The following is a 15,567-nucleotide window of genomic DNA, read 5'->3' as shown; positions in this document are numbered from 1 at the left end:
CTCGCTTATCAGGATCGAGGGTCGAAGGCGTCGCGGCAGGCTTCGCCGATAAACACCAGCAGGGACAGGATCAGCGCCAAGGTAAAAAACGCCGTCAACGCCAGCCATGGGGCTTGCAGATTGTTTTTGCCCTGGCCGATCAACTCGCCCAGCGATGCAGTACCGGTGGGCATGCCAAAGCCGAGAAAGTCCAACGCCGTGAGGGTCGATATTGCCCCGGTCAGGATGAACGGCAGGTAGGTCAAGGTGGACGTGAGCGCATTCGGCAGGATGTGGCGCAGCATCACCTGGAAGTCGCCCACGCCCAGTGCGCGCGCGGCTTTCACATACTCCAGGTTGCGCCCGCGCAAGAACTCGGCGCGCACCACATCCACCAGAGTCAGCCAGGAAAACAGCGCCATGATCCCCAACAGCCACCAGAAACTCGGCTCGACAAAACCGGAGAGGATGATCAACAGATACAACACCGGCAGCCCCGACCAAATCTCGATCAAGCGTTGCCCCAGCAGGTCGATCCAGCCGGCGTAATAACCTTGCAAGGCACCGGCAGCGATGCCGATCAGCGTGCTCACCACGGTCAACGCCAAGGCGAACAACAACGACACCCGAGTGCCATAAATAACCCGCGCCAACACGTCCCGAGCCTGGTCATCGGTGCCCAGCCAGTCCTGCGCGGAGGGCGGCGAAGGCGACGGCGTTGCGAGGTCGTAATTGACTGTGTCATAACTGAATGGAATCGGCGCGAACAGCAGCCAGCCGCCCTGCCCTTCGATCAGTTCACGCACGTAAGGGTCGCGGTAATCCGGCTGAAACGGCAGCGTGCCGCCAAAGTCTTGCTCGGTGTAGCGCTCGAAGGCCGGCAAATACAGCGCGTGCTGATAAGACACCAGCAGCGGTTTGTCGTTGGCCACCAGTTCACCGCCAAGGCACAGCGCAAACAGCACGACAAATATCCACAGCGACCACCAGCCGCGACGGTTACGCTTGAAGTGCAGCCAACGCCGCCGAGTGAGGGGAGAAAAAACCTGCATCAATGCGACCTCCCGGCAAAGTCCAGGCGCGGGTCGAGCAGCCGGTAGCAAAGGTCGCCCAGCAGCTTGATCACCAGCCCGACCACCGTGAAGATAAACAGCGTGCCGAACACCACCGGGTAGTCGCGCGCCACCGCCGCCTCGTAACTCAATCGCCCCAACCCATCGAGGGAAAAAATCACCTCGATCAGCAGCGAGCCACCGAACAACATTGTGATCAGGGCTTGCGGCAAGCCGACCACAATCAACAGCATTGCATTGCGTAACACATGCTTGTACAGCACCTGCTTTTCACTGAAGCCCTTGGCTCGCGCGGTGACCACGTACTGGCGGCTCATCTCGTCGAGAAAGCTGTTTTTGGTGAGGATGGTCAACGTGGCAAACCCGCCGATCACCAGCGCCAGCACCGGTAGCACCAAGTGCCAGAAGTAATCCACCACCTTGCCCGCCCACGACAGCGCGGCGAAGTTTTCCGAGACCAGCCCGCGCACCGGAAACCAGTTGAGCAGGCTGCCGCCGCCAAACACCACGATCAGCAGCAACGCGAATAAAAATGCCGGCATCGCATGCCCGATGATGATCGCCGCACTGCTCCACACATCAAAGCGGCTGCCGTGGCGCACCGCCTTGCGAATGCCCAGCGGAATCGACACCAGGTAACTCAACAATGTGGCCCAAAAACCCAAAGACAAGGTGACCGGCAGCTTCTCCAGGATCAGGTCGGTGACCTTGGCGCCGCGAAAAAAACTGTCGCCGAAATCCAGCCGCGCGTAACTGCTGAGCATCAGCCACAGGCGTGCGCCCAATGGTTTGTCAAAGCCATACTGGCGCTCGATATCAGCCACCAGCGCCGGGTCCAGACCGCGCATCGTGCGCGGTTGATTGCCGACGTTTTCCACACTGCCACCCGCTGCCGACGCCTGGCCGCCAATGCCTTGCAAGCGCGCGATGGCTTGCTCCACCGGCCCGCCGGGCGCGGCCTGCACGATAAAAAAATTCACCAACAAGATGCACAGCAAGGTCGGCACGATCAGCAGCAAACGGCGCGCGCTATAGGCCAGCATGTTGGCGCTCCTCGTTGTGTTGGCGCATCTGCGCGGCGGTCAGCGCGGTCGGGCTGACTTCCCACCAGGTATCAATACCCACGTCGTTCAACGGCGCGGTGTGCGGGCGGCCGAAGCGGTTCCACCACACCGATGAAGAGCCCGGCGGGTAGTAGTTGGGAATCCAGTAAAAGCCCCATTGCAGCACACGGTCCAAGGCATGCGCGTAACGCAGCATGCTCGGCCGGTCGTTGGCGCGCACCAGGCCATCAATCAACGCATCGACCGCCGGGTTGCGCAACACCATGTAGTTGTTGGAGCCCGGATCATCAGCACTTTGCGAGCCGAAATAGTTGCTCAGCTCACGCCCCGGCGAAGGGCTGACCGGATAGCCGTTGACGATCATGTCGTAATCGCGCGCACGCACGCGGTTGGCGTACTGCGCCGAATCGATCATGCGGATATGAAAGCCGATGCCGATCTGCGCCAGGTTGCGCTTGAAGGGCAACAGCAAGCGCTCGAAGCCTTTTTGATTACTCAGGAAAGTGAACTGCAACGGCACGCCTTGGGCGTTCACCAACTGGTCGCCTTTAGGCGTCCAACCAGCCGCCTCCAGCAGCTTCAAGGCCTGCGCCTGATGTGGGCGGATGCGCCCGCTGCCGTCGGTGTGCGGCGGCTGGTAAACACGTTCGAACACTTCATCGGGGATTTGCCCGCGCCAGGGTTCGAGGAGCTTCAGTTCCTCGGCATCCGGCAGTTGGCTGGCCGCCAGTTCGCTGCGCGAAAAGAAGCTGCGCTGGCGGATGTACAGGCCATGCATCATCTGCCGATTGCTCCAGTCGAAATCCCACAGCAGGCTCAGTGCCTCACGCACACGGCGATCCTGAAACTGCGGTTTTTGCAGGTTGAACACAAAGCCCTGAGTACCCTGCACCGCGTTGGGCGCCAGGTGTTCGCGTTGCAGGCGACCATCGCGCAAGGCGTCGCCGTCGTAGCCGACGGTGTAACTGGTGGCCGAAAACTCGCGATTAAAGTCATAACCCTGAGCCCGCAAAATCTGGCGGGCCACGTCGGTGTCGCCAAAAAACTCCAGGCGCACGCTGTCGAAGTTGTACAAGCCTTGATTGATCGGCAAACCGTTGCCCCACCAGTCCTTGACCCGCTCAAAGGTCACGCTGCGGCCGTTGTCCAGCGCACTGATGCGATACGGGCCGCTGCCCAGCGGCGCTTCAAAGCCACCACCGTTGGCGAATTTGCGCGTTTGCCACCAATGCTGCGGCAGCACCGGCAGTGACGCGAGGTCCAGCGGCAAGGTGCGGTCTGCAGTGCTTTTGAAGGTAAAGCGCACTTGGCTTGGCGACTCGATCAGCACTTGATCGACATCGGCAAAGCGCTGCCGATACACCAGGCTGCCTTGGCTGCGCAGCAGGTTGAAGGTGTAGGCCACGTCTTGCGCGGTGATCTGTGTGCCGTCGGCGAAGCGCGCCTTGGGGTTGAGGTAAAAACGCAGCCACGAATGGTCATCCGCCAGCTCCATGCTTTGCGCGACCAGCCCGTAGACAGTGTAAGGCTCATCCTGTGAGCGATAGGCCAACGGGCTGTAAAGCCAGCCCTGAATCTGGGTGACGCCGGTGCCTTTGTCGACATACGGAATCAGGTGGTCGAACGCCCCGTCCTCCATCGACGCGCGCCGAAAACTGCCGCCCTTGGGCGCCTGCGGGTTGACGTAATTCAGGTGTTTGAAACTCGCGGGGTACTTGGGCGCTTCGCCGTACACCGTAAGTGCATGAACCGGCTGGGCCAACAGCGACGGAGCCCACAGGCTCAGTAACAGCGCGCATACCGTTGGACGAAACAGAATCACAAACGCAGCTCCTCGCACGCCTGGCCGACACCGGTGCGGGCGCCGGCCATGGCCTGGTCAAAAATTGTAGGAAACCCGGCTGTACAGGGTGCGGCCGAAGGGGTCGGAGTAACGCGGGTCGTAACCGCTCTGGAACGTCGAGGTCTGGTTGCTGAACGGCGGTTCCTTGTCGAACAGGTTTTGTACGCCCACCGTGACCTGCGCAGTGTCGCGCCACGTGTAGGTACCGGCCAGGTCCCACACACTCCAGGCGCCGACCTTGTCGTGGTACGCGCGGTTGTAGTCGTTGTAGCCGCTGGTGTAACGGTTGGTCAGCGTGGCGCCGAGCGGGCCTTGGTTCCAGGTGCCGTTCCAGCTATGACGCCAGCGGGCCACGGCGCCGGCCGAGGCGAAGTCGCCGCCACGATAATCGCCGGCTTTGTCGATGTAAGCGCCTTTGAGCTGCTGCTGGTACTCGTAGCGGTCGACGTAGGTGCCCTGCAGGTTGGTGCCGAACTGGCCCAATCTGGATTCCGGGAAGCGGTAGTCGAAGCTCACATCTACGCCATTGGTGCGGACCTTGCCGAGGTTGGCGAGCCCGGTAACGATGTGGTCGATCGAGCCATCGGCCTTGCGCACGATGCGCTCGGGGTACAGGTCGGGCTGTTCAAACACCGCCGACTCGGGGAATTCAGCGATCTGGTTGGCGATCTTGATCCACCAGAAATCCAGGCCCAGCGACAAGTTGGTGATCGGCTGGTAAACAAACCCCAACGTCACGTTGCGCGCGGTCTCGGGGTTGAGGTCCGGGTTACCGCCATTACGGCTGAAAAACTGTTGCGCGCAATCGCGGTTGGCCAGGCCGCCATTGCTCGGCGAGCCACCGGCGCACAGGCGCGGGTCGTTGTAGTTGGCCACGGTGAAGGTGGTCGCGGTGGGGTTGTACAGCTCGTACAGGGACGGCGCACGGAAGCCTTCGCTGTAGGCGCCGCGCACCACCAGCTCGCGGAAAGGCTGAAAGCGGAACGAATATTTCGGGTTGGTGGTGCTGCCAAAATCGCTGTACTTGTCGTGCCGCACCGCCGCCGACAGCTCCAGGCTCTCAAGCACCGGCACGTTGACTTCGGCGTATTGCGCCGACACCGAACGGTCGCCGGCCACGCTGGCGGCCGGGTCGATGCCGAGGCTTTGCACGTTGGTGGCGAAGTCTTCGAAGTCCTGGTGGAAGTCTTCCTTGCGGTACTCGCCGCCGAGTGCCAAAGCCGACGGGCCTGCGCCGAACCAGTCGCCAATGTCGCGGCTGACGCGCCCATCAAGGCTTTTGACGCGGCCGACGCCGGTGGCGTAATCGCCGTCCACCGCATTCGCCGCCAGCAACGCGGCGCCGGCGGGGGCCTGCGCGCCGAACGGGTTGATCACGCCGCTGTTGATGCCGCTGGTCACCGCACGGTCATCCACGTAGCCGCTCTGGATCGCGTTGGTGACCTTGTTCTGGTTGTACGCGGCGCCAACGTTGTAATCCCAGCCGGCCAGCGTGCCTTCGAAGGTCAACAGCAGGCGCTGGCCGACGTTATCGTCTTCGTGGCGACGCGGGCCTACTTCGCTTTCGCGCCAGTTGGCGTCCACCGGCTGGGTCGGGTCCAGCGCAAAGGTGGTCGGGCCTGGGGTGATGCCGTTGCCGGGGTAGAACGGCGTGCCGGGTTGTACTTGCAGGCCTTGCAGCAAACCAGGGCCAATCTGGGTGCGGTTCTGGTTACGCGCCCAGAAATATTCAAGGCTCACCGAATGCTCATCGGCCAATTTGCCGGTGGCCTTGCCGAAAAACGAGGTCTTCTCGGTTTCCGGCACCAAGTCCAGGTAACTCCACAGCGATTGCCTGCAGATGCCACTGCGCGAAATCAGGCCAGGCGCGTTGCAACCGCTCGCCGCCAATGGGTTGCTGGCGTTCGAGCCCTGGCTGTAGTTGGCCGGTGAGGCGATGCCCGAGGAATAATCCAGGCCGCGGCCCGGTTGGTAGTTGTAGGTGTAGTCGCGGTCACGCGCCTTGAGGCTTTGCTGCTTGTCGTGGCTGACCACGCCGAACACGTTAAAGCGGTCTGCCTCCAGATCACCAAAGCCCCAACTGCCGCTGAAGTTGCTGGTGTCGCCGCCGCCAGCAGCCGTCGGTGAACTGCCACCCGCCGTGAGTTGGCCCTCGGTCACGCTTTTTTTGGTGATGAAGTTGATCACGCCGCCGATGGCGTCTGTGCCGTACAGCGCCGACGCGCCATCGCGCAGCACTTCAACGCGGTCAATGGCGGCAAACGGGATGGTATTGAGGTCGACGCCCGAGCCGTTGATGGCGGTGGTCGCGTTGTTGCTCAAGCGCCGGCCATTGAGCAGCACTAGGGTTTTATTCGGGCCGATACCGCGCAAATCCGCAAACGACGCGCCGCCACTGCTGGAGCCGACCGAACGGCCGGAGCCTACCGAGGACTGGTTGGCGGAGATGCGGTTGATCAATTGTTCGGTGCTGGTCACGCCCTGTTTTTTCAGCTCTTCGGTGCGCAGGATGGTCACCGGCACCGCCGTCTCGGCATCCACCCGGCGGATCGCGCTGCCGGTGACTTCGATACGTTGCAGTTGCGGGATCACCGAGGGCGTTTCGACACCGGCCTGAGTGCTTGATTGAGCGCTGGGTTGGCGCGGCGCGGCGCTCACCACGATGCCGCTGGCGCCTTCGTTGTCGCGCAGGTCGGTGCCCTGCAAGGCGATCTGCAACGCCTCACCGGCGCTTAATTCGCCCTTGATAGCGGGGGCATTCAAACCGTCGACTAATGACTGGTCAAACGAAATGCGCTTGCCGCTTTGCTGCGAAATGCTCAGTAGCGTTTGGTCGAGGGCGCCGGCGGGAATATCCAGCGGGCTGGCCGCAACCGAACCGGTGGCAACCGTCGCGGCAAGCGTGAGTAAAAATCGGGTGGGTCTGGCATTCATCATGGCGTCGAGGGCTCCCTGTCCTTTTGTCTGGGTATGCAGGGTTGTGCGCCGATAGCGGATTTTTTATAGGGCGGCAGTTAGACCGATAACGCATGTCCTTATGCGTTGTTTAACAATCACTTGCCGAAGTGGTAACTCACGTCCAGCCAGACCTGGCGGCCATACGGGTCATAGTTGCCGGTGGGGTAGTAAGGCCAGCCGGCGGAGTCGTCGTGCTTGACCTGGTTGAGCAGGTTGTTGACGGTCAGGCCGACGCTGGCTTGCTCATTCACACGGTAGCGCGCGCTGGCATTGAAGGTGGTCCAGGGCGACAGGCGCCCGTCGCCGGCGCCATTGGTGACGCTGCCGTAGCGAATGCCGGTGAGGGTGGTGGTGAGGCGCTGGTAATCCCACGTCAGGCTGGCGTTGACCTTGCTGCGCCAGTCGTGATTGTTGGTGCTGGTGCGCAGGTCCTGGGTTTGCGCGTCGTCCGACTCCTTGAGGTAATGCGACAGCACCAGGCTGTAGCCGAGGGCCGAACTAAAGGCGCCGTATGGGCCGGCGCCCCAGCGGATATTGCTCTTCAAGTCGAGGCCGCTGACCCGTTCGCTGGCGGCGTTGATCGCATTGATTTGCACACGTTGCAGCACGTTCGGGTCGACCGCCGCATTGCTCGCGTTACGCTGGATGCGCGCCAGCACGTCGTCGCAGGTCGCCGCGTCGAGTTGGCCGTTGCGGCATTGGTTTTCCTGTTGCAGCAGGCGGTTAATATCGACAGTGGTGAGCAGGTCCTTGATCTCGACACGCCAGAAGTCCGCAGAGAAATCAAACTGACGCGAAGGCGACCAGACAAACCCATAGGTCCAGGATTTGCCGCGCTCGGACGCAAGGTCAGCATTGCCGCTTTGGGTGTAATCGACCCGCCCCCGATCACAGGCGCCTGCCACGCCTTTGCTGCAACCGTAATAGTCGATCTGGTCAGGCGTGTAGCCGTTGGTATTCGCCTGGTAGAGGTAATTCAGGTCCGGCGCACGGAAGCTGGTGCCGTAACTGCCGCGCAGCAACAAGCTGCTGACCGGGCGCCATTCCAGGGCCAGGTTGTAGGTTTTCTGCTGCTCGGTGCGGCCGCTGAATTTATATTGGTCCCAGCGCCCGGCGGCAGATGCGAGCAGTGTGTCGGTCAGCGGAATGCTGAACTCGCCGCCCGCCGCATAACGGTCGCGCGAACCGCCGGAGTTGGACGCCGGCGTGGTGTTGTAGAAGGTGCCGTCATTGAGCTGGTCATCGACGTCAACGCTGTAGGACTGGCGCCCCACTTCGGTCACCCCGGCAAATGACACCGGCCCCGCCGGCAGCTCGAACAGGTCACCGTTGATATTCGCGCTGAAGGTTTGCGACACCGACTTGCTCTTTTGCACCAGGTTGCCGCGGAACGCCCGCCACTCGTCCTCGGTCAGCGGCCGGTCCAGCCGCGAAGGGTCCGGCGCGTACACCGGGTGCCCGTCCTGGGTGCCCAGTTGCGGGCCGAGGAAGTAATCGCGAATACCGCTGAGCGGGGTGTAGCGGGTGTTCCGGGTGCTGGTGTATTCCGAGCGATTGGCCGCCAACTGATAACCCCAGCCGCTGTCGCCAATCTTGTCTTCCAGGCCCAGGCTGCCGGTCCAGGAGATTTCACGCCATTTGCTGTTGTTGCTGGTCTTGCCGCCAATTTCTTCGCTGGCGAAATTGCGCGACCAGCGCTCCAGGTTGCCGGTGCTCTGGTTGATGAAGTCCGGCGAGGTAAAGCTGGGGCCGCGCGTGTTGTTCTGGGTGTGATCGAAGCCGAACATCAGGTCGGCAAACACGTTGCCGGTATCGCTGAAGTGCCAGGTGCCACGGGTGTAGCCGTCGTAGTTTTCTTTTTGCGCCTGCACGGTCCAGTAATCGTTGTAGTACTGGTTAGTGGTGCAACGGCGGCCACTGCCACCGAGCGTGCCGTTGTAGATACCGCCATAAGCAGCGCAGCCGGGGCCGAGGTATTCGCCGCTGTCGAGTTGCGCCGGTAGCCGACGTCCTTGGCCGGGCCGTCGTTCATAAAGCCGCGCTGGTCGGCCCAGATCGGCTGGCGGTTGGTCAGCTCCAGGCCGAACACGCCGTCGAAGTCGCCCCAGCTTTCGCCGCCGCTGATCTGCAAACGCTGGTTGTCACCGCCACCGCGCTCGGTGCCACCGCCGCGCAGGTTGACGTCGACGCCGCTGATTTTGTCTTTGAGAATAATGTTCACCACCCCGGCAATCGCATCCGAGCCATACACCGCCGACGCGCCGCTGCTGAGGATCTCGATGCGTTCGATCATCACCGACGGGATATTCGCAAGGTTGGTGAAGTTCACGCTGCCATCGTAAGCCGTGGGGTAATCGGCGACGCGCCGGCCGTTGATCAACACCAGCGTGTGATTCGGCCCCAGGCCGCGCAGGTTGAGGGCGCTGGCGGCGGGCTGGAAGGTGTTGCCGTAGTCTTCGCCCTGCGTCATGCCGGTGTTTTGGGTTTGCGAGGCGACCGCGTCGTACACGTTTTTGTAGCCACGGTTAGCGATCTCCTCTGCGCTGATCACCGTGACCGGCGACGGCCCCTCAACCTGCGCACGGGCGATGCGCGAGCCCGTGACCACGACCTTCTGCAACGCTACGTCGCCCGGCACCTTGGCTGCCGACAGCGGTTTTACCGGCACCACCGTGGCGCGCCGCACCACCCAGCCGCCTTCGCTCGGCAGCGCTTCCAGGCCAGAGCCGTGCAGCGCCTGCTGCAAGGCTTGCTCGGTGGACAAGCGCCCGCGCACCGCTGCGCTGTTGAGCCCCTGCACAAGGTCTTGCTGGAACGAAATACTCAAGCCGCTCTGCCGGGAAATACTCAGCAGCGTGCGGTCCAGCGGCGCGGCGGCGAGGTCAAAGTCAAAGGTTTGGATGTGGCTGGCGGGCGCTGGCGCTGGCGTCGCAGCCGCCGTGCCCTGCGCGCACAGCATCGCGCCAATGGCCAGGGACAGTGCCGCCAGCAACCGGCGAAAACGGTAGTGGGTGTACATAGTTGGGGCTCCCATCATTGTTGTTCAGTTGATGGGTTGAACAACCAAGTGGGCGTTTTTATAGGCCCGCGATAGGCCGTTTAAGCATGAGTTTATAACGCTGCGTGCCGACGGCAGTGAGTGGGCAAACCCGTGACTGCTGCAGGGTTGTGCAACAACCACGGCGTTTTTATAGAGGGCCGCGCATTTATTTTTTCAGCGCAGGTCGATGCTGACCCAATACGCGCTGTGATAGTCGACCTGCACCGGCAAGGAGCTGGCCAGTAATTGCAGAGCGCTGCCGGTGTCGTCCAGCGGGAAAATACCGCTCAACCGCAAGCGCGCTGCCTGCGGGCTGACCCGAATAATGCCGCGCCGATAGTCGCGCAGCGCCTCCACGACCTCACCCAGCGTGCGGTTGCGCACTTCCAGCAGCCCTTGCGTCCAGGCTGCTTCATCACCCGTCGCAGCGTGCAGCGACAGAATGCCTTGGGCATTGAACGTTGCCTGCTGGCCAGCCTGGATGATTTGCCTGGCGCCGTCGCGGGTGGTGATTTCCACTTGGGAATGCAGCAAGGTGATTTGCGTCTGGTTCGGTTGCTGTTGCACCAGAAAACGCGTGCCCAATGCGCGCATGCGCCCGTCAGCGGTTTCAACCACAAACGGCCGCGCGCTGTCCCTGGCCACATCCACCAGCAACTGCCCTTCGAGCAATTTCAACAGCCGCTGCTGAGGATCAAATAACGCCACCACCCGGCTGCGCGCCGCCAGCGACAACGCACTGCCGTCACCCAGCGTCACGTTCAAGCGCTCGCCGGTGGCGGTGCTCAAGGTACCCGCCGGCGTCCAACGGTCCGACAACCGCGTGACCAACCCGGCCAACGATACAAAGCCCGCCAGCGCCAGGGTATTGCGCAAAAACTGCCGCCGCCCCGAGGGCGCACTCAAGGTGTGCAACAAGCTGTCCCTGGGCATGCGCCGCAGGTCCTCATTGCCCAGCACCGCCATGCCCGCCCCCATGCGACTCAACACTTCCTCGCGCCGTGGGTCCGACTCGCGCCAGCGGCTGAACGCCAATTGCTCCTGCGCACTGGCATGCCCCGACTGCAACAGCGCCATCCACTGCGCCGCCTCATCGATCATCGCCTCATCCGGCGCCGCGCCGCTCACGCGTGCTCCATCGCCAAGTAACAGCGCTTGAATGCATCCGCCATGTACTGCTGCACCCGGCTCACCGACACCTGCAAGCGCTCGCCGATTTGCGCGTAGGTCAACCCGTCCAACTGGTGATACAAAAACGCCGCGCGGGCGTTGGCCGACAAACCATTGAGCAAGCGATCAACCTCCAGCAGCGTCTCGATCAACAACAAGCGCTCCTCCGGCGACGGATGCGCCAGTTGCGGCGCCTGGGCCAGTGTCTCCAGATACGCCCTTTCCAAGTCTTGTCGACGCCAGCCCTCATACATCAGCCGCCGTGCAATAGTTGTCAATAACGCCCGCGGCTCACGAATGGCCGACGGGTCCGGCAACGCCAATACGCGCAAAAACGTTTCCGACGCAATGTCCTGCGCACCGTGCGGGCAGTCCATTGCGCGGCTGACGCGCGCGCATAACCAGCTGTAATCGCTCTTGAACATCTGCCCAATCAGACCGAAGTGCAGGTTCTGATTCACACTCATTGCGTGCTCCGTGCGGAAAACGGCTATTGAGCCTTGCCGTTAAGGAACGATGAAAATTCATCGCTAAAGGTCGGACTCTGCATGAAGGGCACGTAGATACGGAAAGAATAAAAAATTGCAAAGACCTGCACATTTGACATATGCACCTTTGCAAGACCGGGACGCCTGGAACTGGGCGCAACCCCACGGCAAGCGGATTTTTATGCCTCGGGAAAAGCCCTGAGGCATACTCGCCCTCAACCACGGAGGCGCAACGTGAACCGTCAATTCCCCACCCACGGCATCAGCACACAACGGGCGTGCCTCAAGATCAATGGCGCATGGGCCGACCACGTGTTGACGTCGCTGATCAACCGCGCCAATCACCCCGTATGAGCCTCCATGTATTTGCCATCATCCTGCTCGGCGCCGCGCTGCATGCCACCTGGAATGCAGTGGTCAAAGGTGGCGGCGACAAGTTGCTGACCACGTGCATGATCACCTCCATCGCGTCCCTGATTGCCTTCGCGGTTATTCCGTTTGTTGAATTGCCGGCCAAACAGAGCTGGCCATTTATCGGCGCATCGGTGATTTTTCAGGTGCTGTATTTTGTGCTGGTTGCCTCGACTTACCGCATTGCCGACATGAGCCAAACCTACCCGATCATGCGCGGCACCGCGCCGCTGCTGGTGGCCACGGTGAGCGTGTGTGTGTTGTCCGAAGCCTTGTCGACGTTCGCTTGGCTGGGTATTGCGGTGATCTCCCTCGGCATTTTGAGCATGGCCGCTGCGCCATCTGCCGAGCAACGAAAAGGCGTGGTGCTGGCCCTGATCAACGCGGGTGTGATCGCGGGCTACACACTTATCGACGGCGTGGGCGTGCGTAAATCTGGCGCGCCTGCGGCCTACACACTGTGGATTTTTTTGCTGACCGGCATCCCGCTGGCGGCTTGGGCGCTGGCCACACGGCGTGCTGTGTTCTGCGACTACGCCACTCGCCACTGGCGGCTCGGCGTGGTCGGCGGGGTTGGCACGCTGGCGTCATACGGTTTGGCCCTGTGGGCGATGACCATGGCCCCCATCGCCAGCGTTTCGGCGCTGCGCGAAACGTCGATTCTGTTTGGCGTGGTGATCTCGGCGTGGGTGCTGAAAGAACATCTCACGCGAGGGCGCATTGTTGCAGCGTGCGTCATTGCAGCGGGGGCGATGCTGTTGCGCCTGGGCTGAACGCAGCTAATGCGCTCGAAAAAACTGCGTATCTGTATTTTGACGCCCTCCGGGCCCACTGTTAGTGTCCAGCCTCCCCTACAAGGAGCGCCCCCGATGAAATTGGACATCTACCAAGTCGATGCTTTCAGCCAACAGCCTTTTGGCGGCAACCCGGCGGCCGTTTGCCCGCTGACCGAATGGCTGCCTGACGCGCTATTGCAGCACATTGCGGAGGAAAACAATCTGTCGGAGACCGCGTTCTTCGTGCCACAGGGCGAAGGCTATGAATTGCGCTGGTTCACCCCTCAGGTTGAAGTCGACCTGTGCGGCCATGCCACGCTGGCAGCGGCGTGGGTGTTGATTCATCAGTTGCCGAATGCGCCTGAGGTGCTGCGTTTTGCCACCCGCAGCGGCGAGCTACGTGTAACGCGCAATGGCGACGAACTGGCGATGGATTTTCCGGCCAGGCAACCTCAGCAGTGCGAGCCTCCCAGCGGCCTGTTGAGCGCGTTGGGGCTTGAGCACGCGCAAGTATTTGCCGCCGATGACTACATCGTTCTGGTCGACGATGAGGCACAGGTTGCAGCCCTGACACCGGACTTCGCGCGCCTCAAAGGCTTGCCCAAACGCGGGATCGCGGTAACGGCCAAAAGCACGCGGTTTGATTTTATTTCCCGTTGGTTTGGCCCCAACGTCGGCGTCAATGAAGACCCCGTTACCGGCTCCGCGCACACCTCGCTGGCACCGTTCTGGGCCGAGCGCCTGGGCAAGTCGTTGCTGACCGCTGAACAGGGCGGCACACGCCGTGGGCAGTTGCGTTGCGAGCTTAAAGGCGACCGCGTGATTATTTCAGGCGCAGCGGTGCTTTACCTGCAAGGCTGCATTTACGTGTAAAAAGTACGGCCCCAGGAACAACAGATCATTCTCACAATGAACGGAGTTCAACGCGTGTTTTCGATTTCCCGCCGTCAACTGTCGATGATTGCCGCCGCCCTCGCCCTGGCCGGCTGTCACACCCCGGCCAATGAACAACCGCCGGCACCGGAGGTGGGTTCGGGTTATCGCACCGACCTCAGCACCCGCCACGCCGAGCGCCATATGGCCGCCGCCGCCAACCCGCTGGCGGCCGAGGCTGGGCGCGAGATGTTGCGCCAGGGCGGCTCGGCCATTGATGCAGCGATTGCGATGCAGGCGGTGTTGACCCTGGTGGAGCCGCAGTCTTCCGGCATCGGCGGCGGCGCGTTCATCATGCTGTGGGACGGCAAAAAAGTGCACGCGTATGATGGCCGCGAAACGGCGCCGGCCGGTGCCACTGAGCGGTTGTTTCTGAACGCCGACGGCACGCCGATGGCGTTTACCGAAGCGCAAATAGGTGGCCGTTCGGTCGGCACGCCGGGAGTTTTACGCGCCCTGGAGATGGCGCACAAGCAGACCGGGCACTTGCCATGGGCCACGCTGTTTGAACCGGCGATTCGTTTGTCGGAGCAAGGCTTTGCGATTTCCCCGCGCCTGCACGCGCTGATCGCCGCCGACCGTTACATCGCGCAGTCACCGGAGATGGCGGCCTACTTCCTGAACGCCGACGGCACGCCTAAAGCCACCGGCACACTGCTGAAAAACCCGGCGCTGGCGGCCGTGTTCAAGCGTATCGCCAAGGAAGGCCCGGACGCGCTGTACCGTGGGCCGATTGCCGATGAAATCGCGCGCAAAGTCCAGGGCAACCGCAATGCGGGCAGCCTGTCGCAGGCCGACCTTACGGCCTATACCGCCAAAGAGCGCACGCCGCTGTGCACCAACTACAAGCAGTATCAAGTGTGCGGCATGCCACCGCCGTCGTCGGGCGGGATTGCGGTTGCGCAGATCCTCGGCACCTTGCAGGCCGTTGAGGCGCGCGACCCGCGCCTGGCCATCGCACCGATGAAACCGCTGAAAAGCACATCGCCCGCGGGCCTTGAACCGACACCCGAGGCCGTGCACCTGCTTGCCGAGGCGGGCCGGCTGGCCTTCGCTGACCGTGGTTTATACGTCGCCGATGCCGACTTTGTGCCGGTGCCGACCGCGGGCCTCGTCGCGCCGGATTACCTGGCCAAACGCGCCGCGCTGATCGGCGAGCGCAGCATGGGCACCGCCACGCCGGGCACGCCTGCCGGCATCCAGGTGGCGTACGCGCCGGACCGCTCGCCGCTGCGCATTTCCACCTCGCAAGTGGTGGCCGTCGATGATCAGGGCGGCGCGGTGTCGATGACCACCACGGTGGAAGCCGCGTTCGGCTCCCACGTGATGGTGCAGGGCTTTTTGCTGAACAACCAGATGACCGACTTCTCGTTCATCCCCGTAGAAAACGGCCAGCCCGTGGCCAACCGCGTCGAGCCCGGCAAACGCCCGCGCTCAGCCATGGCGCCAACCCTGGTGTTTGACCGCAAGAGCGGTGAGTTGCTGGCCACAGTGGGTTCACCGGGTGGCTCGCAGATCATCGAATACGTGAGCAAATCGCTGGTCGCGATGCTCGACTGGAACCTCGATCCGCAAGCCGCCATCAGCCTGCCGAACTTTGGCAGCCGCAACGGCGCGACCGAACTCGAAGCCGGTTTGTTCAGCCCGGCGTTAAAGCAAGCACTCAGGGCCCGAGGCCACGCGTTGAGCGAAATCGACATGACCAGCGGCATTCAAGCCATCGTGCGCACGCGGGATGCCCAAGGCAAGGTGTCGCTGAGCGGCGGCGCCGACCCTCGGCGTGAAGGCGAGGCGCTCGGCGATTGAGCCAGTTAATCAACGGAGAAAGTCCT

Annotated in this window: 9 protein-coding genes and 1 pseudogene; 3 read left to right on the top strand and 7 right to left on the bottom strand. The window is 62.3% G+C overall.

The features are described 5' to 3' along the window. Positions 1-8 precede the first annotated feature (8 nt). The 7 genes and pseudogenes from AO240_RS04605 to AO240_RS04575 all read right to left on the bottom strand — a co-directional run bounded on the left by AO240_RS04605 (position 9) and on the right by AO240_RS04575 (position 11,594). Entirely contained in the window at positions 9-1,031 is a 1,023-nt protein-coding gene (locus AO240_RS04605; protein ID WP_058411482.1) for an ABC transporter permease, read from the bottom strand. Further along, on the bottom strand, positions 1,031-2,095 hold the full coding sequence (locus AO240_RS04600) for a microcin C ABC transporter permease YejB (protein WP_058411483.1): 1,065 nt from the start codon (positions 2,093-2,095) through the stop codon (positions 1,031-1,033). Before AO240_RS04600 ends, AO240_RS04605 begins: the two co-directional genes overlap by 1 nt. After that, a complete protein-coding gene (locus tag AO240_RS04595) occupies positions 2,082-3,932 on the bottom strand; it encodes an extracellular solute-binding protein (RefSeq protein WP_371918593.1) in 1,851 nt (616 codons plus the stop codon). Before AO240_RS04595 ends, AO240_RS04600 begins: the two co-directional genes overlap by 14 nt. A 63-nt stretch (positions 3,933-3,995) precedes the next feature. Further along, on the bottom strand, positions 3,996-6,896 hold the full coding sequence (locus tag AO240_RS04590) for a TonB-dependent receptor (RefSeq protein ID WP_235592376.1): 2,901 nt from the start codon (positions 6,894-6,896) through the stop codon (positions 3,996-3,998). 116 nt (positions 6,897-7,012) lie between these two features. After that, a pseudogene (locus AO240_RS04585) lies at positions 7,013-9,936 on the bottom strand (TonB-dependent receptor). Between the two features lie 195 nt (positions 9,937-10,131). After that, positions 10,132-11,085 (bottom strand): FecR domain-containing protein, encoded by a 954-nt coding sequence (locus tag AO240_RS04580; protein ID WP_082648972.1) that lies wholly within the window; start codon positions 11,083-11,085, stop codon positions 10,132-10,134. Next, positions 11,082-11,594, bottom strand: a complete 513-nt coding sequence (locus AO240_RS04575) for a sigma-70 family RNA polymerase sigma factor (RefSeq protein WP_058411485.1) — start codon at positions 11,592-11,594, stop codon at positions 11,082-11,084. Before AO240_RS04575 ends, AO240_RS04580 begins: the two co-directional genes overlap by 4 nt. A gap of 371 nt (positions 11,595-11,965) precedes the next feature. On the opposite strand from AO240_RS04575, the gene AO240_RS04565 reads away from it, so the two are divergent. The 3 genes from AO240_RS04565 (at position 11,966) to ggt (ending at position 15,541) form a co-directional block, all read left to right on the top strand. Continuing rightward, the gene (locus tag AO240_RS04565; protein WP_058411486.1) at positions 11,966-12,799 is read left to right on the top strand and encodes an EamA family transporter; all 834 of its coding nucleotides are present in this window, start codon (positions 11,966-11,968) and stop codon (positions 12,797-12,799) included. A gap of 96 nt (positions 12,800-12,895) precedes the next feature. Next, on the top strand, positions 12,896-13,675 hold the full coding sequence (locus AO240_RS04560) for a PhzF family phenazine biosynthesis protein (RefSeq protein ID WP_099235343.1): 780 nt from the start codon (positions 12,896-12,898) through the stop codon (positions 13,673-13,675). Positions 13,676-13,711: 36 nt separating this feature from the next. Continuing rightward, positions 13,712-15,541 carry a gamma-glutamyltransferase gene (gene ggt / locus AO240_RS04555; protein ID WP_099235342.1) on the top strand — a complete coding sequence of 610 codons (1,830 nt, stop codon included), beginning with the start codon at positions 13,712-13,714 and terminating at the stop codon, positions 15,539-15,541. Positions 15,542-15,567: the final 26 nt, after the last annotated feature.

Source organism: Pseudomonas sp. ICMP 460 (genome assembly GCF_002723595.1).
In the GTDB taxonomy this organism is placed as follows: domain Bacteria; phylum Pseudomonadota; class Gammaproteobacteria; order Pseudomonadales; family Pseudomonadaceae; genus Aquipseudomonas; species Aquipseudomonas kitaguniensis.
Note: the sequence above shows the minus strand (reverse complement) of the source record. Positions and strands in the feature narration are given on the sequence as shown.